We start from the raw sequence: 21,046 nt of genomic DNA, 5'->3' as shown, positions 1-21,046 counted from the left end.
CGGGGGGAAGTCGGGGGTCAGGGACGTGGGCGGCTGCGGATGTCGTGCTCATCCTCCGCGTCCTCTCGGGGGCGACGCGTGAGCACGGGTACTCGGATCGGCGGGGGTCGCCGGGCTCAGCAGGTCTCCCGGAGGTGTCCCCGGGCGCCGGCGGGCCGGACGTCGAGGTCGCGGCGGACGATGCTGAGGCGGTCGCCGTACGCGGCGCAGGCGCGGTCGAGGCCCCGGTCGGTGTACTCCACGACGAGGACACGGCCGTCGAAGGCCCGGTCGTAGACCGCGCACTCCTCGTAGGCTCCGCACTCCTCGGCGACGGCGAAGTCGAGTCCGATCCGGGTGCGTCGGGACGCGAGTTCGGGGGTGTTCTTCTGGGCGACGGCGAGACCGTGCGCATGGGCGACGCGGGTCAGCAGGCCGAGGTAGGCGGTGGCGTCAGAGGGGCTGAGCAGGGAGTGCGAGCGGGTGTAGCTGTCGTAGTTGTCGGGTTCCACCGCTTGGTAGCCGGCCCGGGCGCACCCCTCGATCCAGCGGCTTACGCGGTCGGCGGCCCGGCGGCGCAGTGCGTCGGTGCGCAGGTCGAGGAGGGGTTCGTCCCAGTCGCGGTCGATGACGAGGCGCCGACGGCCGTCGCGCAGCAGCAGGTCGGCGGGCCAGTTGCCGCTCTCCTGCGGCTGGGCCTGGAAGGCGTTGACGTAGCACACGTTGTAGAGGCCCTTGGCGGGACGGGCCTGCCGGTCGCGCACGACGACGCGCACGTCCTCGGCCGGGCGGTAGGCCCCGCCGATCTGGTAGTCGATGCCGGCCCCGCGCGGCGGAAGCGTCCAGGGCTGCGCGGAGGGGGTGGCCGCCGTGGCGCCGCGACCGGCCGCGGCCGGTGTGCGGGTGTCCTCGGAGGCCGCGCAGGCGCTGACGGAGACCAGCGCCGCGGCCGCGAGGGCGAGGGCGGACACGCGGTGGATCATGGACACGGTGGCTGAGCCTACGGGGTGGCCGGGGGCGCCTCTCGCTCAGGTCGCGCCCCTGGCCCGTGCCGTGCGGGGCGTCAGTGCGCGTCGGGGCCCGGATCGGGGCCGAAGACCTCGTACTCGTAGGGGACCTGGTCCGCGGGCACTGGGCGGGCCGGCCGGGCGGCACGGATCGTGACGCGGTCCGCGCGGGGCCACAGTCGGTGTGCAAGGCCGGGGCGGGCCGCGTGGAGCCGGTCTCCGAGGTGGTGAGGTGGTCGAGGACGCGCCGCACGAGGGAGGCGGTCAGTCCCGCGGATGGCGCCGCACCGGGCGCGTGGGGTCCGCGCGCGGGATGCGACGCGTTTCGAGCGGTGCGACGGTCGTAACTGGTACCGGACGCGCGCAGCGTACGGTCGCACCCCCACAGGAGGACACCATGCCGAGGATCACCCCGAATCTCTGGTTCGACACCCAGGGCCTGGAGGCCGCCGAGTTCTACGTGTCGGTCTTCCCGAACTCGGAGATCAAGAAGGTCACCTACTACAACGAGGCGGGGCCCCGTCCGGCCGGGACCGTCCTGACGGTGGATTTCCGCCTCGACGGGCAGGAGTACACGGCCATCAACGGCGGTCCGGAGTTCACCTTCGACGAGGCGATCTCCCTGTTGATCAACTGCGCCGACCAGAAGGAGGTGGACTACTACTGGGAGAAGCTGTCGGAGGGCGGCTCGGAAGGGCCCTGCGGCTGGCTCAAGGACAAGTACGGACTGTCCTGGCAGGTCGCGCCGGTGGGCATGGACGAACTGCTGTCGGACCCGGACTCCGGGCGCGCCCAGCGCGCGATGGCGGCGATGCTGAAGATGGGAAAGCTCGACCTGGCGGCGCTGCGCGCGGCGGCGGACGGCGAGGGCTGACGGGCGGCGCTCCGGCCGGCGGTGGCCGTTCCGCCTCAGGCGAGCACCACGCGCCACCAGGTGAGGTAGCCGAGAGGCGGGACGCTGGAACAGGTACACCCGCAAGACCGTGGTGCGGGTGTCCTGAAAGGCCGTCGGCCCCCGCCGCGCCGGGGGCCGCACCGGGAGTGCCCGCTCACTTGACGAGGCCGCCGCCCTCTCCTGCCTCGCCGCCTTCCGGTCCGCCCCGGGAGGCGGAACCGTCCTGGTCCCCGGCGGTGGCGAAGGTCAGGCGGTCGTCGGCCACGTCCACCACCAGGGCGCTGTGCGAGGGCAGTTCACCGCGCAGGAGTTTGCGCGACAACTCGTTGGTGACCGCGCGCTGGATGGTGCGGCGCAGGGGGCGGGCGCCGTACTCCGGCTCGTAGCCGCGCTGGGCGATCCAGTCGACGGCGGCCGGGGTGAAGGTCACGTCGACGTCCTGGGAACGCAGTCCGCGACGCGTCTCGTCGAGCATCATGTCGGTGATCTGCCGCAGCTGGCGGTCGTCGAGCTGGCGGAAGATGACGATCTCGTCGATGCGGTTGAGGAACTCGGGGCGGAAGTGCTCGCGCAAGGGGCGCAGGACGCGTTCCCTGCGGGCCTCCTCGTCGCTGTCCGCGCTTCCGCTGCCGAAGCCGAGCTGTCCCTTGTTGGTGATGGCCTCGGAGCCGAGGTTGCTCGTCATGACGACGACGGTGTTGGTGAAGTTGACGGTGCGGCCCTGGGAGTCGGTGAGCCGGCCGTCGTCGAGCACCTGGAGGAGGATGTTGAACACGTCCGGGTGGGCCTTCTCGACCTCGTCGAGCAGCAGCAGCGAGTACGGGTTGCGGCGGACCGCCTCGGTGAGCTGCCCGGCCTCCTCGTGGCCGACGTATCCGGGCGGGGCGCCGACCAGGCGGCTGATGGTGTGCCGCTCCTGGTACTCGCTCATGTCGAGGCGGATCATGCGGTCCTCGCTGCCGAACAGTGCCTCGGCGAGCGCCCTGGCCAGTTCGGTCTTCCCGACACCGGTGGGGCCCAGGAAGAGGAAGCTGCCGATGGGCCGGTCCCCGGCGGACAGTCCGGCGCGTGAGCGCAGTACCGCGTCGGAGACGGCGGTGACGGCCTCGTCCTGGCCGACGACCCGCGCGTGCAGGTGTTCCTCCAGGCCGAGCAGGCGCTCCTTCTCCTCCTGGGTCAGGCTGCTGACGGGGATGCCGGTCTGCCGGGAGACGACATCGGCGACGGACTCGACGGTGACCTCGGCGATCGTGTCGCGCGAGGGGTGGCGTTCCCCGCTGGACTCGATGCGCCGCTCCAGGTCGGTGAGCCTGTCCCGCAGTTCGGTGGCGCGCTCGTACTGTTCGGCGGCGACCGCCTGGTCCTTGTCGCGGCGCACCTGCTCGGTCTCCCGCTGGAGGGCCCGTACGTCGGTGCCGCGGGTCGACGAACTCATCCGCACCCGTGCCCCGGCCTGGTCGATGAGGTCGATGGCCTTGTCGGGCAGGAAGCGGTCGGCGAGGTAGCGGTCGGACATCTCCACGGCGGCGACCAGCGCCTCGTCGGTGTAGCGGACCTGGTGGTGGGCCTCGTAGCGGTCGCGCAGGCCGCGCAGGACCTCGATGGCGTCGGGGATCGTCGGCTCGGGCACCAGGATGGGCTGGAAGCGGCGGGCGAGGGCCGCGTCCTTCTCGATGTAGCGCCGGTACTCCTCCAGCGTGGTCGCGCCGATGACGTGCAGTTCGCCCCGGGCCAGGGCGGGCTTGAGCATGTTGCTGGCGTCCATGGCCCCGCCGCCCTCGCCGCCTGCGCCTCCGCCCGCGCCGACGACGGTGTGGAGTTCGTCGACGAAGACGATGACCTCGTCGGAGTGCGCGCGGATCTCGTCGATGAGTCCGGTCAGCCGTTCCTCGAAGTCGCCCCGGTAGCGGGTGCCGGCGACGAGGGCGGAGAAGTTGAGCTGGATCACGCGCCGGTCGGAGAGGACGTCGGGGACGTCGCCGTCCGCCATGCGCTGCGCGAGCCCCTCGACGACGGCGGTCTTGCCGACACCGGCCTCGCCGATCAGGACCGGGTTGTTCTTCCCGCGCCTGGCCAGGACCTCGACGGTCTGCTCGATCTCGTCCTCCCGGCCGATGACCGGGTCGATACGGCCTTCGCGGGCCATCTCCGTGAGGTCCCGGCCGTACTTGTCGAGGTGCGGCGTCGTGCTGTTCGAGCGCGTTCCGGTGTGGTTTCCGGGGCCGGGGTGCCGTTCCTGGCCGGCCCACTGCCCGCCGCCGTTCTCCTGGCCCTGGCCTGCGGTGTCCGGGGCGAACCGCGCCGCGTCGAGGATCCGCCCGGCCGTGGCGTCCTTGTTCGTGGCGAGAGCGGCGAGCAGGTGCTCGGGGCCGATGTAGGAGGACCCGGAGGCGCGGGCGATCTCGTGGGAGTCCATGAGGGCGCGCTTGGCGGCTGGGCTGACCGCGATGGAACTGAGGGCCGGCCCCAGTTCGGCGTGCTCGTCGATCTCGGCGGCGATCGCGTCCGGGTCGGCGCCGGAGCGGGCGACGAGGCTGCGGGTGGGCTCGGCGGCGAGGGCGGCGCGCAACAGGTGCTCGGTGCCCAGGTCGCTGCTGCCGTTCTGCGCCGCGTAGTTCGCGGCCTGCTGTACGAGCTGCCGGGTGGGCTCGCTCATCAGGCGCAGGAAGTCGTAGTAACGCGGTCCGGGGCGGGCGCCGCCCGAAGACGGGGTCCCGCCGCCGAAGAAGCGCGCGAGGAACTCCCCGAGCGGGTCCCGGCCGTAGTCCTCTGGTCCCTGGTACGAACTCGTCATCACTGCCACCTGTCGGCCCGGCGCACCGGGCCGGTCTCACTCGTGCTGGTCAGGTACGCAGCACGGGTTCCCCACCGCCCCGGTGACCACACCTGTGCCGCGAGCGCCCCGGCCGCCGCGAGCGGCCACGAGCCGTACGGGCGCCTGCACGGCCGGGGGCGGGGCGCGTCCCGGGCGAGCACCCGATCGGCCGTCCGCCGGGCGGGGCACCGCACGCAGCGCCCCACCCGGTCAGATTTTTTGGCATGTACCCCACACGGATCGGCCGGGCGCCCTACGCTCACCTCCGGACGTCTCCCCCCACTGTTTCCGTCCGAGGAGTGATCTCATGCCGGGTCTGCCCCGCGCGTCCGCCGTCCTTGCCACGTTCCTGGCCCTGTGCGCCCTCGTCCTGAGCCCCGCCGGACCGGCCGCGGCGGCCCCGCACCACCGCTCCGAGAGCCGCTTCGTCGTCAGTGAGCGACAGTTCGCCCGCATGTTCCCCGCCCGGGATCCCTTCTTCACGTACGAGGGCCTGGTCGAGGCCACGCGGGCCTATCCGGGGTTCGCGCACGACGGCGGTCCCGAGGTGGCCCGTCAGGAGGCCGCCGCCTTCCTCGCCAACGTCAGCCACGAGACCGGCGGCCTCTACTACGTCGTGGCCCAGAACGAGTCGACGTACCCCGTCTTCTGCGACGCGACCCGGCCCTACGGCTGCCCGGCGGGGCAGTCCGCCTACTACGGCCGGGGGGCGATCATGCTGAGCTGGAACTTCAACTACAAGGCGGCGGGCGACGCCCTGGGCCTCGACCTGCTGAACGACCCGTGGCTCGTCGAGCGGGACGCGGCCGTGGCCTGGAAGACGGCGCTCTGGTACTGGAACACCCAGACCGGGCCGGGCACGCTCACCGGCCACCAGGCGATGGTGCGGCGGGCCGGCTTCGGGGAGACGATCCGCAGCCTCAACGGGACCGCCGAGTGCGCGGGCGGCAACCCGGCCCAGATGGAGCACCGTGTCTCCCTGTACCGCACGTTCACACAGGTGCTGAAGGTGCGCCCGGGGCGCGGCCTCACCTGCTGAGCCGCGCCCGCGTCAGCCGTGCCGCCTCGGCGAGTCCCGGCAGGACGTGGTGGGCCTCGCCGAGGGCGGCGGCCGGGTGGGTCGTGGTGAGTCCCACGACCTCGCAACCGGCCGCGCGTGCGGCCCGCACCCCGCCGGGGGCGTCCTCCACGACGAGGCAGCGTCCGGGCTCCACGCCCAGCCCGCGCGCCGCGAGCAGGAAGCAGTCGGGGGCCGGCTTGCCGTGCGCCACATCCGCCCCGTAGACCTGTACACCGGGCAGTGGCAGGCCCAGGCGTGTGAAGTGGGTGTGCACGGTCGTACGGTCGCCGGAGGTGACCAGTGCCCAGCGGCCGGCCGGCAGGCCGCCGAGGAAGGCCGCCGCACCGGCGACCGGTCCCACGGCCCCCGCCCGTGCCGCCAGCAGGCCGTCGAGTACGGCGCGTTCGGCGAGCGGGTCTAGGTGCGGCGCGGCCTCGCACACCGTGTCCGCGGGGCGGCGGCCGAAGGTGAGCGGCCACACGCGGGCCGGGTTGAGTCCGTGGAGCGCCGACCAGGAGGACCAGACGGCGCGGTGCACGGCGGTGGAGTCGAGCAGGACTCCGTCGACGTCCAGCAGGACGGCGGCAAGTGGCGCCCCGGAAAGGGTGGTTGTGGCCATGGCCGTCGCGGTTTCGGCCGCCGTACGTCCGGAGAGTGCGGCATTCGTGTCCATGGGCGATGCGGTCATGCCACAGTCCTTGAGGTGATGAGAACAGAGGTGAGTGCCGAACAGGTGGAAAGAGTCCTGGACCGCTTCGTCGGGGAGGTGGCGCGAGTGCTGCCGGTCGAGGCGGTGTGGGCGCACGGCTCGCTCGCTCTCGGCGACTTCCGGCCCGCCCGCAGCGACCTCGATCTGATCGCCGTGGTGGCCCGGCCCGTCGACCCGGGGCGGCGGCGCGCGCTGATCGCACTGCACAAACGGCTGGACCGCGACCCCGCCGCCGAGAGACTCCACTGTTCCTACGTGCCGCGCCGACAGCTCGCCGAGACCGCGCGCCCGCACCTGACCTGGGCGCACCGCGGCGTACTGGAGCGGCCGGTGGGACTGGTCACCCGCAGCGAACTGCTGCGCGGCGGTCGCACGTTCACCGGTCCCGCGCCGGCGGAACTGGTCCCCGCCGTGTCCGGGGAGGAGCTGGCCGCCTTCGTGCGGGAGGACCTGCGCGGGTTCTGGCTGCCGGCGAGCGGGCCCCTCGCGCGCCTCTCGTGGTTGCGGGACGTCTGGGTGGACCTCGGTCCCCTCACGGCGGCCCGCGCCGGGGTGACGCTGCGGGAGGGGCGGCTCATCACGAAGGGCGAGGCGCTGACCGAGCTGGCGGCCCTCGGCGCACCGCCCCTGGTCCTCGCCGACATCCGGCAGCGCAGGTACGGGGCCGCGCGGTCGGCGCCCCTGCCCTGGCGGGTACGCAGAGGCGAGCTGGCGCGCCGGTTCACGCACCGCGCCATCCAGGAGCTGCTGGCGCGGGGCGAGACGGGAGCGGTCTGAGCGCATGGCGCTGCCCGCCCCACCCCTCGCCGCCGCGCTCACTGCCGGGCGATCTGCGCCTCCGCCTGCGCGAGGATCTCCGTGAGACGCACCCCGAAGCGCACGTCGCACGGGTGCGGCTCACCCGTTTCCGCGGCCTTGAGCAGGGCGTCGACGGCCGCGGTGAAGGAGGTGACGGCGGAGTCGGTCCCGGGCGGCAGGACCGCGGTGCCGCTGTCGCCCCGGAAGGTGACGCCGGCGCCCGCTCCGGCCGTGGGCGCGCTCAGGCTCAGGGTGGCCGAGCTGGTGACGCCGGTGGTGTGGCGCAGTACGAGATGCGTGAGATCGGGTTCGCCGCGCACCGCCGTGACCTCGGTGACGTCGCCGAGTACGGGGATCAGCACGGACAGGGCGTGCGGGCCGACGTCCCACAGCCCGCCCTTGTCGCGGCGCCAGGGCGAGTCGGCGCTGGGCGCCGCGCCGTGGCCGTAGAGCGCCCCGAGCCAGTCGGCGTGACCGGTGAACCAGTCCTTCTTCGCGGACTGCTCGGCGATCCACGCGGCGCTGCCGGGCGCGAAGCGCGTCGTGCAGAAGACGACGGAGGCGACGCCCGCGGCCTCGGCGGCGTCAGCGACGGCGCGGGCCCCGGTCACATCGGTGGCCACCGGCTTGTCGAGGAGCAGATGACAGCCGGCCGCCGCCGCGCGGGCCGCGAGGGGAGCCTGGACGTCGGGCGGCAGGGCGACGGCCACGGCCTCGCTCGCCGCGAGCAGCGCGTCGAGGCCGTCCTCCCCCTCTCCCGAGTACGCGCGAGTGCCGTGTGCCTGGGCGAGGGCGGTCGCGGCCTCGGGACGGCGGCCCCAGACGCCGGTCAGCTCGACGCCCGGGTGCGCGGCGAGGGCGGGAGCGTGGGTGCGCTCGGCCCAGGAGCCGGTGCCGAGCAGGCCGATACGTAGCTTGGTCATGCGCTCAGTCTGCCTTCTCGTGATCTTCGGGACCAGGGTGCGGTGGCAGGGGAAGTGCGCGGCCGGCATGGTCCGGGGTGCGGGCCCCGAACGGGCGGGGGACACTGGCGGCTACGGGCGGTCACACGCCGTGTGCCGGGCGCGGCGGCAGCGGACCGGCCCCGGCGCGGGCGGCGGCTCAGGGCCCGCGCTCGGTGGCAGGGTGGGAGGAGAGCGCATGAGCGGCACCACGACGAGTGGTACGGCGGGTGAGCCGGCCGCGGGCTCCGGGCACGCGAGTACCGACGAGGACGGGGTCGCGGGCCGGTACCTGCCGATCGCCGAGCACGGCGTCATCGGCGATCTGCGGACCGCGGCGCTCGTGGGCACCGACGGCCGCGTCGACTGGTTCTGTGCTCCGCGCTTCGACTCGCCGAGCGTCTTCGGTTCGCTGCTCGACACCGATCGCGGCGGTTTCTGGGAGATCTCCGCGGCCTGCGGGGACGTGACCCGGCACCAGTTCTACTTTCCCGACACCAACATCCTGGTGACCCGGATGCTCACCGAGGACGGCATCGTCGAGGTGCAGGACTTCATGCCGCTGCTGCGGCCCAAGGACCAGGACCATCGGCAGCGACTGGTGCGCCGTGTGGTGTGCGTACGGGGCGGGCTGCGCATGACGACGCGTGTCGCGCCTCGGATGAACTACGGGCGGGAGAGGCACGAGAGCGTCCGGACCCGGGACGGGGCGCGGTTCACGGGGCCCTCGCTCGGCCTGGTCCTGCGCTCCGACGTGCCCCTGACCGTGGAGGGCATGGACGCGCACGGCGCGTTCGGCCTGACGGCCGGGGAGTCGGCGGTGTTCGTCCTGGAGAGCGACGGCGACGCGGGCCCGCCGGCGCCCACGGGGCGGGAGGACATCGGGCAGGAGGTCGAGGAGCTGTTCCGGGCGACCGTCGGCTTCTGGCGCGGCTGGCTGGACCACTCGGTCTACCGGGGGCGGTGGCGCGAGCGGGTGCACCGCTCGGCGCTCCTGCTGAAGCTGCTCACGCACGAGCCGACCGGAGCGGTCGTCGCCGCCCCCACCATGGGGCTGCCGGAGCGGGTGGGCGGTGCCCGTAACTGGGACTACCGCTACGTGTGGATCAGGGACGCGGCCTTCACGCTGTACGCCCTGCTGCGCATGGGTTTCACCGAGGAGGCCGAAGCCTTCATGGGGTGGCTGACCCGGCTGCTGAGCGATGCCTGCGTGGGCGGGACCGGTCCGTTGCGCGCGCTGTACTCGATCGACGGGCAGGCGGTGCGCGCGGAGGAGGTGCTCGACCACTGGGAGGGGTACCGGGGCTCCACCCCGGTGCGCGTCGGCAACGGGGCCAAGGATCAGCTCCAGCTCGACATCTACGGTGAACTCATCGACTCCGTCTACCTGTTCAACAAGTACAGCAAGGGCATCTCGCACGAGGCGTGGACGGACCTGTCCACGGTCGTCGACTGGCTGCTGGAGCACTGGGACACGACGGACGAGAGCATCTGGGAGACCCGCGCGGGCCGGCAGCACCACACGTACTCGCGGCTGATGTGCTGGGTGGCGGTGGAGCGCATGGTGCGGATGGCGCGGCAGCGGGGCCTGCCTGGAGACCTCGACCGGTGGACGTGGACGCGGGACGAGATCTACCGGCAGATCATGGAGCGCGGCTGGAACGCGGAGGCCGGTACCTTCACGCAGCGGCTGTGCGACGAGGAGGACGCGGCGCGGGGCCGCTCCCCCCGGCCGATCCTGGACGCCTCGCTGCTGCTCATGCCGATGGTCAAGTTCGTCTCCCCCACCGATCCCCGCTTCCTGTCCACCGTCGAGGCGATCGGCCGGGAACTGGTGGCCGACAGTCTCGTCTTCCGGTACGACCCGCAGCAGGCCCCGGACGGACTGTCGGGCTCGGAGGGGACCTTCTCCATCTGCTCGTTCTGGTGGGTGGAGGCGCTGACCCGCTCCGGCGACGTGGAGAGCGCCCGGCTGGCGCTGGAGAAGATGTTCTCCTACGCCAACCACCTGGGCCTGTACGGGGAGCAGATCGGTATGACCGGCGAGCACCTGGGCAACTTCCCGCAGGCGTTCACCCATCTCGCGCTGATCAGCTCCGCGGTCAACCTGGACCGGGTGCTGGGCGGCTGAGCGGGCCTCGCGCCCCTCACTCCTCGGCGCCCATGGCCTTGCGGTCGGCCTCGTTCCAGGCGCTGGTGTCCCGGGGCTCGACGTAGGGCTCCTCACCGGCGGGCATCCCGTCGGCGATGGCGTGTTCCCGGGCCATCTCGGAGTCGAACTCCAGGCCGAGGAGGATGGCGAGGTTCGTGATCCACAGCCACATCAGGAAGACGATGACACCGGCGAGCGCCCCGTAGGTCTTGTTGTACGAGCTGAAGTTCGCGACGTAGAGGGCGAAGCCGCCGGAGGCGATCAGCCACAGGACGAGGGCGAGGACGCTGCCGGGCGATATCCAGCGCAGGCCGCGTCCCTTCGCGTTCGGCGAGGCCCAGTAGAGGGTCGCGATCATGCTGACGACGAGGACGACGAGGACCGGCCACTTCGCGAAGGACCACACCGTCAGCGCGGCGTCGCCCATGCCGAGCAGGTCGCCGGCCTGCCGGGCGAGGGAACCGGTGAAGACGATGATGAGGGCGCTCGCGGCGGCCAGCACCATGAGCAGCACGGTGACGCCCAGCCGGATCGGGGTGACCTTCCACAGCGGGCGGCCCTCGCGCACGTCGTAGACGGCGTTGGCGCAGCGGATGAAGGCGCCGACGTAGCCGGAGGCGGACCACAGGGCCAGCAGGAGACCGACGACGGCGAAGACGGAGCCGAGCCCGCCGTTGTCCTGGAGCTGTTTCACCGCGCTGGTGAGGATGTCCCGCGCCGCGCCGGGCGTCAGCTTCTCGACGTTCTCCAGGACCTTGTCGGTGGCGGACCGGCCCGCGACGCCGAGCAGCGAGACGAGCACCAGCATCGCGGGGAACAGGGAGAGCACGCTGTAGTACGTGAGGGCCGCGGCCCGGTCGGCGAGCTGGTCCTCCACGAACTCGCCCCCGGTCCTGCGCAGGATCGCCCACCACGAGGACCGGCCGAGTTCGTGCGGGCCGTCAGGGCCGTCGCCCACGTCGGCGCTGCCGTGCCGCGCCCGCTCCTGTCCCGACTTCTTCGCCTCTTCCGCCTCCGCTCGCCGCGCCGTCATGCTCTGGTCACCACTGCTGGTCAGGTCCATGGGGTACGGCTGACCCGGATCGCGCCGAACGAACCTGCCGGGGACCGGCGAATACCGGGCGGGGTGCGCGGGGAAGCCGTCCCGTCCCGATCGGCGGGGGACGGGACGGGACGGCGCCGGTGTGCGGGCCACGTGATCCGGGCGGGCCCAGCACCCCGGCCCGGTGGGACGCCTCGGTCAGGTCGTCCAGGCGGCGTCGAGCGCGACGGCCCGGATGCGGGCGAGGCTCAGGACGGGCTTCTCCCTGCTGGGCGCCGACTGGTGACCGGGCGCGTTGTAGGCGCTCACGACGACACGCCGGCCGTCCGTCCGCAGCACCTGCACCATCCAGTCGACCACTCCTTCGCGCCCCTTCTCGGCAGGGCCCTGGCTGACGGTGACGAGGGTCCCGTCGGGCAGTTCTTCCTGCCCGGCCTGGTCGAAGTCGGACGGGCTGAAGCCGCTGTCGGCGTTGATCTCGACGAGCCCGGCGCCCTTGCCGTCGTCCACGACGAGGTAGCCGAAGCCCTCGTAGTCCTTCGCCTCGCGCACCGTGAGGGAGCCGGGGAGGAGGGCCTTGGCGATCTTCGAGATGTCGGTGCGGCCGGCGGGCCCCTTGGGCTCCTTCGCGATCTCGTACTCCTTGGGGTCCTTGAGCTTGTGCAGCAGTGGCTGCCACCGTGCGGACCGCGCCAGGGCGGCCAGCCGGTCGAGAGTCAGCGGCGGATCGGCACGGGTGGCCGGTTGGTCCTTCTCGGCGGGTGTGTTGTGCTCGTTGACGTGCACCGCGTACCCCTCGCGGGTCACGAGGTAGGCGTCCCAGCTCTTGTTGTCGCCGCGCCGGTCCGGGTACTCGTAACCGGCGATGGTCATGAGACGGGTGCCGTCGGGCAGGGTACGCGTGGTGCACCGGTCGAAGGGGACGTAGACCTTGGACGGGCAGGTCGTGCTCTCCTTGATCTGCGCGTCGTCCCCGGCGTAGCGGTTCAGGTCGACGCCCATCGCGGCCTTGCCCTTGCCGTCGTCGAAGACGAGGGAGGCGGCCGGGGGGCCGTAGGAGCCGGAGTAGGTGCGAGCGGTGACGGAGCCTTCGGGCAGCAGTTCCTCGAAGACCGCGACGACCTCCTGACCGGAGACCGGGCTCTTCTGCTGCTTACGCCGCTCCGCCGCGCTCCCGGTCTCCTCCGACCGCGGTGACTTCTGCGCGGGAGACTTCTGGCGGGCCGAAGTGCTGGGGGCGGCGGCCGGTCCCGCCGTCGCCGCGGGCGCGTCGCCACCGACGAGCCCTCCGGCGAGCGCGCCACCCGCGCCGACGAGGGCGAGGGCGAGCACACTGCCGGTCACGGCCGCGGTGCGCCGCCTGCGCAGGCGGGACCGGCCGGCGGTCAGGCCCCGTTCGGCGAGTTCGGCGCGTCGGCCCGGTCCGGGCTCCAGTGCGGGCACGGTGTCGTGCAGGGCCCGTTCGAGGGCCTCGGCGAAGCCCTCGTCGGTGTGCGGCCCGGGGCGCGGACTGCCGTGGTCTTCGGGTACGGGCATGCTGCGTTCCTTTCTGGAACGGCGGTACGGAGTGAGGATGTTCGGCGCGGGGGCCGAGAAGTCCTGTGCCGGGCGGCGCGTCGACCGCGATGCCCCCGGCACCGGGGCGGCGCGCGGCGCCCTCGGCTTCAGGCCGTCAGCTCGGCGATGCTGCCCAGTTGCTCGCGCAGACGGGCCAGCGCCCGGTTCGCCCGGGTGCGCACGGCTGCCGAACTGACGTGGAGCACCTCGGCGGTCTCCGCGATGCTGCGGTCCTCCCAGTACCGCAGCACCACGACGGCCCGGTCGCGCGGGGCGAGACGGCTGAGCGCGTCGAGAAGGGCCACCCGCAGCGCGGGGTCGCCCGCCCGCTGCGGGGACTCCGTGTCGGACACGGTGTCCACAGGACGCTCGCGCGAGGAGAACTTCCGCCGGTGGGCGAGGAACGTGCGGACCAGGACCGTCTGGGCGTACGCGGCGGGGTTGTCTATCCGGTGAACCCGCCCCCATACGAGGTACATCCGGGCCAGCGTCTCCTGGACCAGGTCCTCGGCGAGATGCGCGTCGCCCCCCGTCAGCAGGGACGCGGAACGGAAGAGCTGACCCGCTCTGCCGATCGCGAACTCCCGGAACTCCTCGGCGCGCGACTGCCGGGTACCCATCACCGCGTGCCCCCTGTTGATCGTGCTCCGCTCGGCTTCACACCTCACTGATGCGGCGAGGCGCGCGGAATGTTTCACCGTGCGGGCGATTCTCCGTCCGGTACGCGGGCTTCGACGTGGCGCACCTCGCGTGAGGCCCCTACGCGGCCGGGTGGGGGCGATCCGGCCGGGGGCGGGCTGCTTCAGCCTTCGGCGCGGTCCCGGACCTTCAGGGCCCACAGGACGAGGGGCGCCTGGAGCGGGACGCGGACCCAGGCCGCCGTCCGCAGGGGCGCCGGCTTGTCGTTCCAGTCCAGGGCCATGCGGACGTTGGCGGGCAGTACGGTCACGAACAGGGCGGCCGCCCCGCCTGCCGCGATCCTGCGGGTGGCGGGGAGCGCGACGCCGGCGCCCACGGCGCACTCCGCGAGGCCGCTCAGCCGGGTCCAGGTACGGGCCCGCCCCGGAAGGGACTTGGGGACGATCGAGTCGAAGGGGCCCGGCCGCAGGAAGTGGAGGGCCCCGGCCCCGAGCAGCACTCCGGCGAGGAGGGCGGCGGAACGATCGGGCGCGGTGCGGGACATGGTTCCTCCGGGGGCCGTGGCACAGGGGCGAGACCGAATGTTACTCGCGAGTCAGTTGCGCGGCGAGACCGGCGCTCGTCTCAGGATCCCGTCGGCGAAGACCCCGGACGTAAGGCAAATAGACGGCAAACACGGGTAGGCGGTGAGAACAGACGAGCGAGTCCCCCGGCCGGCCGTGGCCGGTCGGGGGCTCCATGAAGGGGGAGGGTGGATGGCCTCGCACACCATCGCAGGACCGGCGGACGAGACCGGCGGGGACGCCGTCGGGAAGTCGGCGCGCGCATCCGGGGCGGGGCGCGAGGAGACCGAGGTCGAACGCGCGGACCGGCAGTGGGGCGAACTCATGCAGGAGGTCCGGGTGGCGCAGACCGGGGTGCAGATCCTGTTCGGCTTCCTGCTCACCGTCGTCTTCACCCCGTTGTTCGAGGACTTGTCGCAGACGGACAAGAACATCTACATCCTGACGGTGGTGCTCGGCGCGACCGCGACCGGCGCCCTCATCTCACCGGTCCCCTTCCACCGCCTCGTGTCCGGGCGCCGGATCAAGGCCCGGGCGGTGCGCTGGGCGGCCCGGATGACCTTCCTCGGGCTGCTCCTGCTCATCGCGACCCTGACCTCGGCGCTGTTCCTCGTGCTGCGGGTCGCGGTCCACGACTCCTTCGTCCCGTGGCTCGTGGCGGCGGTCGTCGGCTGGTACCTGCTGTGCTGGATAGGGCTGCCGCTGTGGGCGCGCGGGCGGTACACCGAGAAGGGCGGCCCCGAGGCTCCGGAGCCGGAGGCCTGAACCCCGCCCGGCGAATCCCGCCCGGCGACCGCCGCGCGCGGGCCGGGCCGGCCGCGGCGGCGTCCGGCTGACGCCGGGCCGTCGCCGCGGCCGGTGGTGCGGCTCAGGCCAGGTCGATGCCCGGGTACAGCGGGTGCTTGGCGAGCAGGTCGGCGGCGCGGGCGGCGACCTTGGCGGGCAGCCCCTCCTCGACGGTGTACTGCGCCTTGGAGGGCTTGCCGGAGGCGGTGCTGCCCGGGCGGGTGCCGCGCAGCACCGTGTCGATGAGGTCGGCGACCTCGTCGAGTTCCGCGGTGCCGAGGCCGCGCGTCGTGAGCGCGGGGGTTCCCAGGCGGACGCCGGAGGTGTACCAGGCGCCGTTGGGGTCCTGCGGTACGGCGTTGCGGTTGGTCACGATCTCGGCGTCGAGCAGCGCCGACTCGGCCTGCCTGCCGGTGAGGCCGTAGCCGGAGACGTCGAGCAGCACGAGGTGGTTGTCGGTGCCGTCGGTGACGAGCTTGGCGCCACGCCGCTTGAGCCCCTCGGCGAGGGCGTCGGCGTTCTCGACGATCCGCCGCGCGTAGTCCTGGAAGGAGGGCCGGCGCGCCTCGGCGAGGGCGACGGCCTTCGCCGCCATGACGTGCGGCAGCGGGCCGCCCAGGACCATGGGGCAGCCGCGGTCGACGTGCTCGGCCAGTTCGCTGTCGCACAGCACCATGCCGCCACGCGGTCCGCGCAGTGACTTGTGGGTCGTGGTGGTGACGATGTTGGCGTGCGGCACCGGGTCGAAGTCGCCGGTGAGGACCTTGCCGGCGACCAGGCCCGCGAAGTGCGCCATGTCGACCATGAGGGTCGCGCCGACCTCGTCGGCGATCTCCCGCATGATCCGGAAGTTCACCAGGCGCGGGTAGGCGGAGTAGCCGGCGATCAGGACGAGCGGCCGGAACTCGCGGGCGGCGGCCCGTACGGCCTCGTAGTCGATGCGGCCGGTGACCGGGTCGGTGCCGTAGCTGCGCTGCTCGAACATCTTGCCGCTGATGTTCGGCCGGAAGCCGTGGGTGAGGTGGCCGCCCGCGTCGAGGGACATGCCGAGCATGCGCTGATCGCCCAGGGCGCGACGCAGCTGCGCCCAGTCCTCCTCGGTGAGGTCGCCCACGTGCTTGGCCCCGGCGCGTTCCAGCGCGGGGCTCTCGACGCGCTGGGCGAGGACGGACCAGAACGCGACGAGGTTCGCGTCGATACCGGAGTGCGGCTGGACGTAGGCGTGGTCGGCGCCGAACAGGGCGCGGGCGTGCTCGGCGGCGATCGACTCGACGGTGTCCACGTTCTGGCAGCCCGCGTAGAAGCGGCGGCCGACGGTGCCCTCGGCGTACTTGTCGCTCATCCAGTTGCCCATGGCGAGCAGGACGGCGGGCGAGGCGTAGTTCTCGCTCGCGATGAGCTTGAGCGACTCGCGCTGGTCGGTGAGTTCCCTGCCGATGGCGTCCGCGATGCGCGGTTCGACGGAGCGGACCACGTCGAGGGCGTCACGGAAGGCGGCGGAGGCGGTGGGGGCGGACTGCTCGGGTGTCAGGGGTGCGGACATAACGGTCTCCCAGGTCAGTGTCAGTGGCCCAGGCGCACGACCGCACACCGGGCGGGTCCGGCCCGCCCGTGTCGGGGCCGCTTCCTCGTGGTCGGTTCCACGTAAGCGCCAGTCACGGCCCCGGGGGCAGGCTAGCAAGACCCCGGGGGTGGCGGGGGCGACCGGTTCACGATGCGGAACGGCGTCGACGCGACCGAGGGACGAAGGGGATCATGGAGGGCAGATCCGCACACCGGTGCGGGCCCCGGCACGGCGACCGGGGCTGCGACGACTTACGGAGTCCGCTGTGCAGTACGTGAAACTCGGCTCGACCGGTCTGGACGTCTCCCGGGTGACCCTCGGGTGCATGAGCTTCGGCGTCCCCGAGCGCGGCAACCACGCCTGGACCCTCGACGAGGAGCGGTCCCGGCCGCTGATCCGGCAGGCCGTGGACGGCGGCGTCAACTTCTTCGACACGGCCGACGTGTACTCGGACGGTACGAGCGAGGAGATCGTCGGGCGGGCGCTGAAGGAGTTCACCCGCCGCGAGGAGACCGTCCTCGCGACGAAGGTGCACGGCCGGATGCGTCCGGGCCCCAACGGCGGCGGTCTCTCGCGCAAGGCGATCATGACGGCGATCGACGCGAGCCTGACGCGTCTGGGTACCGACTACGTGGATCTCTACCAGATCCACCGCTGGGACCCCACGACCCCGGTCGAGGAGACGATGGAGGCGCTGCACGACGTCGTCAGGGCGGGTAAGGCCCGTTACATCGGGGCGAGTTCGATGTACGCCTGGCAGTTCTCCAAGGCGCAGTACACGGCGCGGGAGCACGGCTGGACCCGGTTCGTGTCAATGCAGGACCACTACAACCTGCTCTACCGCGAGGAGGAGCGGGAGATGCTGCCGCTCTGCGCGGACCAGGGCGTCGGCGTGCTGCCGTGGAGTCCGCTCGCGCGCGGGCGGCTGGCGCGCGCCTGGGACACGGAGACGGAGCGGACCCGCACCGACGAGTTCGGCAGGACGCTCTACGCGGAGGGCGACCGGGAGATCGTCGGCGCGGTGGGCCGGGTCGCCGAGGAGCGGGGCGTGTCGCGCGCTCAGGTGGCGCTGGCCTGGCTGCTGCACCGGCCGGGCGTGACCTCACCGATCGTCGGGGCGACGAGGCCGGGCCATCTGTCCGACGCGCTCGCGGCGGTGGAACTGTCCCTCGACGAGAAGGAGACCGAGCGTCTGGAGGCGGCCTACACGCCGCATCCGGTCGCGGGGCACTGAGCCCGCCCACCTCTCACGCACACCGACGGGCGTGCCCGGGCCCCGCCAGGAGGCGGCCCCGGGCGACCGCCCGTTCCCGGGCCGCCCCGCCCGCGCCTCGACCGCGCGGCGGTACGATCGCACCGCTGTCCGACGTCGCACAGCGCACCCCCGCGACGACCCGAGGCGAGGCATGACGCTACAGATCAGCGCGACCAATCCGGAGCACCCGGCGCTCCTGCTGGACCTGCCCTGGGAACTCCCGCTGGAGCAGTGGCCGGAACGCCACCTCGTGCCGCTGCCGCGCGGTATCTCGCGGCACGTGGTGCGCTACGCGCGCGCCGGTGACGAGGTGCTCGCGGTGAAGGAGCTCGCGCAGCGACCCGCCGAGCGCGAGTTCGGCCTGCTGCGCGACCTGGACCGGCTGGGCATCCCCGCTGTCGACCCCCTGGCCGTGGTCACCGGACGGACCACGCCCGGGGGTGATCCGCTGGAGACGGCGCTCATCACGCGGCACCTGGGCGGTTCGATGCCGTACCGCTCGATGTTCGAGACGACCATGCGGCCCACCACGATGAACCGGCTCATGGACGCGCTCGCGGTCCTGCTCGTACGACTGCACCTCGTGGGCTTCGCGTGGGGCGACTGCTCCTTGTCGAACACCCTGTTCCGCCGGGACGCGGGCGCCTTCGCGGCCTACCTCGTGGACGCCGAGACCGGTGAGACGCACCAGCGGCTCAGCCGGGGTCAGCGCGAGTACGACATCGACCTGGCCCGGGTCAACATCGCCGGGGAGCTGCTGGACCTGGAGGCGTCCGGGGCGCTGCACCCCTCGGTGGACCCGGTGGAGTTCTCGGCGGCGCTCGCCGCGCGCTACGAGGAACTGTGGACGGAGCTGACCCGGCAGTCGGTGTACCCGGCGGGCAAGCGGCACTACATCGACCGGCGCATCCGGCGGCTCAACGCGCTCGGCTTCGACGTCGCGGAGATGCAGATCGGCTCCACCCCGGACGGCGAGCGGATCACCTTCCTGCCGAAGGTCGTCGACGCGGGGCACCACCAGCGGCAGTTGCTGCGGCTGACCGGACTCGACGCGGAGGAGAACCAGGCGCGCCGACTCCTGAACGACCTGGAGTCCTGGATGGCGACCCAGGACGACTACGCGCCGGGCGATCCGGCGGGCGCGCGCACCGAGGTGCTCGCCCACCGCTGGGTGCGGGAGGTCTTCCGCCCGGCCGTGCGCGCCGTGCCGCTCGAACTGCGCCGGGACGCGGATCCGGCGCAGGTGTACCACGAACTTCTCGAACACCGCTGGTACTTGTCCGAGCAGGTGGGCAGCGACGTGGGCTTCGAGGCCGCGACGAAGGACTACGTCACCCACGTCCTGCCGCACGGATCGGCGGATCGCACCTGACCGGGACAAGAGGTCCGGCCGCATGTCTTGACGTGCGTCACAAGCGCTCCTTAAATCAACACTTGAACGGAGCGCACGACGCCCCCCGTTCCATGGCTTCACTTTTCGGCATGCCTTGTCATGGGCATGCCCCCCCACCGGAAGTGATGTGGTGTTCCATGCACGTGTCCATGCGTCGCCGGCCCCTCGTGTGGCTGGCCACCGCCCTGTGCTGCTCAGCGGTGCTCGCCCCGACCGCCGCGCAGGCCGCACGCCCTTCGGCCGCCCCCTCCCCCACAGTGGCGGCCGCCGGTTTCACCGACGACTTCGACGGCCCCGCCGGGTCCGGGGTCGACGGGTCCAAGTGGCAGACCGAGACGGGCGACAACGTCGACAACCACGAAGGGCAGTACTACACGGCGGGCACGAACAACGCCGCGCTCGACGGGCAGGGCCATCTGGTCATCACCGCCCGGAAGGAGAATCCGGACAACTACCAGTGCTGGTACGGCACCTGCGACTACACCTCGGCCCGGCTCAACACGGCGGGCAAGTACGCCGCGCAGTACGGGCACGTCGAGACGCGCATGAAGATCCCGCGCGGGCAGGGCATCTGGCCCGCGTTCTGGATGCTCGGCGACGACCTGGGCCAGGTCGGCTGGCCGAACTCCGGTGAGCTCGACATCATGGAGAACGTCGGCTTCGAGCCCTCCACCGTGCACGGCACGATCCACGGGCCCGGCTACTCGGGAGCCGGGGGGATCGGCGCGAGCTACACCCTGCCGGGCGGGGAGGCGTTCGCGGACGACTTCCACACCTTCGCGATCGACTGGTCGCCGGATCGGATCGCCTGGTCCGTGGACGGCAACGTCTACCAGGAGCGGACCCCCGCCGACGTGAACGGCAACGACTGGGTGTTCAACAAGCCCTTCTACGTCATCCTCAACCTCGCCGTGGGCGGCGACTGGCCCGGTAACCCGGACGGCTCGACGTCCTTGCCGCAGGAACTCGTCGTGGACTACGTGCACGTGTCCACCGGCGACAGCGCGGCCCGCTGAGCGAACACCGGCGGCCGGTCCCCCACATGGCGGGGCACCGGCCGCCGGTGTTTCCGGTGCGGCCCCGCCTCATACCGCGCTGCCGGGCGTCCGCCCTTCGGGGTGGCAGAGGCAGGACACGACGACGAGCAGTGGCCACAGCGCCTGCGCGAAGGTCAGGCCGCGCTCGACGACGCCGGGGGCCCAGCCCCGTACCAGGGAGAGCAGGAACACGACGGCGCCCAGCGACATCAGCGCGGTCGCCGCCGTGGAGACGCCCGGCCGCAGACCCCACGGGGCGCGGGGGCGGCGGCGGTCGGCCGCCAGCGCGGGCCAGATCGCGAGGAGCACGAAGCCGATGGTGGCCACGGTGCCATGACCGAGGTCGCCGCCCCGGGGCGGCGCGGGGGCCAGCGTGAGGGACATCGCGGCCAGTCCCCCGCCGGCCAGCGCGGCACGCCCGGCGAGGGCGGCCGGCCGCAGCCCGTGAGCGGTCGCCACGTAACAGGTGCCCAGGACGATCAGGGCGGCGGTCATCAGCCAGTAGCCGGGCGCACCGTAGGAGGCGAGGACGCTGATGGTCTTGTTGACCGGGTCGTACGCGGGCCCCTGCAGGACCTGTGCGATCGTCCAGGCGCCGATCAGCACCACGGGGGCGAACCCGGCCGAAAGCAGGGCCCACCAGGGAGTACGTCGCATGACGGCACCTTAGGTGAGACCTCCCGCGCGGTCCGCGAACCACGCTCGTCGGTGCCCCGGACGGAGGTCCGCCCGCGGCCCCGCCTGCCGTGCCGCTCCCGGCCGGGAGCGGCGCCCGGCGGCGCGCGGGGGGGGGGCGGGGGGCTGGGCGCGCCCCCCCAGCCGCGGGCGGGGGGGGGGGGGGGGGGGCGGGGGGG

General features: G+C 72.8%; 18 protein-coding genes and 1 riboswitch. Of the genes, 8 read left to right on the top strand and 10 right to left on the bottom strand.

Annotated elements, in window-relative coordinates; translation table 11 throughout:
• Positions 1-116: 116 nt before the first annotated feature.
• Positions 117-959, bottom strand: coding sequence for an endo alpha-1,4 polygalactosaminidase (locus AB0J21_RS22845; RefSeq protein WP_363147953.1), 843 nt, complete (start codon positions 957-959; stop codon positions 117-119).
• A gap of 424 nt (positions 960-1,383) precedes the next feature.
• Between AB0J21_RS22845 and AB0J21_RS22840 the strand changes: the two genes are divergently transcribed.
• Complete coding sequence (locus AB0J21_RS22840) at positions 1,384-1,860, top strand: VOC family protein (protein ID WP_363147911.1); 477 nt, start codon at positions 1,384-1,386, stop codon at positions 1,858-1,860.
• Between the two features lie 175 nt (positions 1,861-2,035).
• Here AB0J21_RS22840 and AB0J21_RS22835 read toward each other — a convergent pair whose 3' ends face one another.
• The gene (locus AB0J21_RS22835) at positions 2,036-4,675 is read right to left on the bottom strand and encodes an ATP-dependent Clp protease ATP-binding subunit (RefSeq protein ID WP_363147910.1); all 2,640 of its coding nucleotides are present in this window, start codon (positions 4,673-4,675) and stop codon (positions 2,036-2,038) included.
• Between the two features lie 328 nt (positions 4,676-5,003).
• Here AB0J21_RS22835 and AB0J21_RS22830 point away from each other — a divergent pair, with 328 nt between their 5' ends.
• Entirely contained in the window at positions 5,004-5,735 is a 732-nt protein-coding gene (locus AB0J21_RS22830; RefSeq protein ID WP_363147909.1) for a chitinase, read from the top strand.
• Here the strand turns inward: AB0J21_RS22830 and AB0J21_RS22825 are convergent.
• Positions 5,725-6,444, bottom strand: a complete 720-nt coding sequence (locus AB0J21_RS22825; RefSeq protein ID WP_363147908.1) for an HAD-IA family hydrolase — start codon at positions 6,442-6,444, stop codon at positions 5,725-5,727. The two genes, AB0J21_RS22830 and AB0J21_RS22825, sit on opposite strands and share 11 nt — an antisense overlap.
• Positions 6,445-6,474: 30 nt before the next feature.
• Here AB0J21_RS22825 and AB0J21_RS22820 point away from each other — a divergent pair, with 30 nt between their 5' ends.
• Complete coding sequence (locus AB0J21_RS22820; RefSeq protein WP_363147907.1) at positions 6,475-7,242, top strand: nucleotidyltransferase domain-containing protein; 768 nt, start codon at positions 6,475-6,477, stop codon at positions 7,240-7,242.
• A gap of 38 nt (positions 7,243-7,280) precedes the next feature.
• On the opposite strand, the gene AB0J21_RS22815 is transcribed toward AB0J21_RS22820, so the two are convergent.
• Positions 7,281-8,186 carry a Gfo/Idh/MocA family oxidoreductase gene (locus tag AB0J21_RS22815; RefSeq protein WP_363147906.1) on the bottom strand — a complete coding sequence of 302 codons (906 nt, stop codon included), beginning with the start codon at positions 8,184-8,186 and terminating at the stop codon, positions 7,281-7,283.
• A 217-nt stretch (positions 8,187-8,403) separates the two neighbouring features.
• Between AB0J21_RS22815 and AB0J21_RS22810 the strand changes: the two genes are divergently transcribed.
• Positions 8,404-10,335, top strand: a complete 1,932-nt coding sequence (locus tag AB0J21_RS22810) for a glycoside hydrolase family 15 protein (protein WP_363147905.1) — start codon at positions 8,404-8,406, stop codon at positions 10,333-10,335.
• A gap of 16 nt (positions 10,336-10,351) precedes the next feature.
• On the opposite strand, the gene AB0J21_RS22805 is transcribed toward AB0J21_RS22810, so the two are convergent.
• The 4 genes from AB0J21_RS22805 to AB0J21_RS22790 all read right to left on the bottom strand — a co-directional run bounded on the left by AB0J21_RS22805 (position 10,352) and on the right by AB0J21_RS22790 (position 14,138).
• On the bottom strand, positions 10,352-11,419 hold the full coding sequence (locus AB0J21_RS22805; RefSeq protein ID WP_363147904.1) for a YihY/virulence factor BrkB family protein: 1,068 nt from the start codon (positions 11,417-11,419) through the stop codon (positions 10,352-10,354).
• A 177-nt stretch (positions 11,420-11,596) separates the two neighbouring features.
• Complete coding sequence (locus AB0J21_RS22800; RefSeq protein ID WP_363147903.1) at positions 11,597-12,934, bottom strand: hypothetical protein; 1,338 nt, start codon at positions 12,932-12,934, stop codon at positions 11,597-11,599.
• A gap of 128 nt (positions 12,935-13,062) precedes the next feature.
• Positions 13,063-13,575: a SigE family RNA polymerase sigma factor gene (locus AB0J21_RS22795; RefSeq protein ID WP_363147902.1), complete on the bottom strand. Its 513-nt coding sequence runs from the start codon at positions 13,573-13,575 to the stop codon at positions 13,063-13,065.
• Positions 13,576-13,757: 182 nt separating this feature from the next.
• A complete protein-coding gene (locus tag AB0J21_RS22790) occupies positions 13,758-14,138 on the bottom strand; it encodes a hypothetical protein (protein WP_363147901.1) in 381 nt (126 codons plus the stop codon).
• A 211-nt stretch (positions 14,139-14,349) separates the two neighbouring features.
• Here AB0J21_RS22790 and AB0J21_RS22785 point away from each other — a divergent pair, with 211 nt between their 5' ends.
• On the top strand, positions 14,350-14,922 hold the full coding sequence (locus AB0J21_RS22785) for a DUF6328 family protein (RefSeq protein WP_363147900.1): 573 nt from the start codon (positions 14,350-14,352) through the stop codon (positions 14,920-14,922).
• A gap of 103 nt (positions 14,923-15,025) precedes the next feature.
• On the opposite strand, the gene AB0J21_RS22780 is transcribed toward AB0J21_RS22785, so the two are convergent.
• A complete protein-coding gene (locus AB0J21_RS22780; protein WP_363147899.1) occupies positions 15,026-16,486 on the bottom strand; it encodes a glycine hydroxymethyltransferase in 1,461 nt (486 codons plus the stop codon).
• A gap of 19 nt (positions 16,487-16,505) precedes the next feature.
• Positions 16,506-16,612, bottom strand: a riboswitch (ZMP/ZTP riboswitch).
• 160 nt (positions 16,613-16,772) lie between these two features.
• Between AB0J21_RS22780 and AB0J21_RS22775 the strand changes: the two genes are divergently transcribed.
• The 3 genes from AB0J21_RS22775 to AB0J21_RS22765 all read left to right on the top strand — a co-directional run bounded on the left by AB0J21_RS22775 (position 16,773) and on the right by AB0J21_RS22765 (position 20,171).
• Positions 16,773-17,741 (top strand): aldo/keto reductase, encoded by a 969-nt coding sequence (locus AB0J21_RS22775; protein WP_363147898.1) that lies wholly within the window; start codon positions 16,773-16,775, stop codon positions 17,739-17,741.
• Between the two features lie 172 nt (positions 17,742-17,913).
• Positions 17,914-19,134: a DUF4032 domain-containing protein gene (locus tag AB0J21_RS22770; protein ID WP_363147897.1), complete on the top strand. Its 1,221-nt coding sequence runs from the start codon at positions 17,914-17,916 to the stop codon at positions 19,132-19,134.
• 170 nt (positions 19,135-19,304) lie between these two features.
• A complete protein-coding gene (locus AB0J21_RS22765; RefSeq protein ID WP_363147896.1) occupies positions 19,305-20,171 on the top strand; it encodes a glycoside hydrolase family 16 protein in 867 nt (288 codons plus the stop codon).
• Positions 20,172-20,240: 69 nt separating this feature from the next.
• On the opposite strand, the gene AB0J21_RS22760 is transcribed toward AB0J21_RS22765, so the two are convergent.
• Positions 20,241-20,849, bottom strand: coding sequence for a DUF998 domain-containing protein (locus AB0J21_RS22760; protein ID WP_363147895.1), 609 nt, complete (start codon positions 20,847-20,849; stop codon positions 20,241-20,243).
• Between the last annotated feature and the right edge of the window lie 197 nt (positions 20,850-21,046).

The sequence above is a fragment of the Streptomyces sp. NPDC049954 genome (assembly GCF_040656295.1).
Lineage (GTDB): Bacteria > Actinomycetota > Actinomycetes > Streptomycetales > Streptomycetaceae > Streptomyces.
This window is presented reverse-complemented; position numbering and strand designations above follow the sequence as displayed.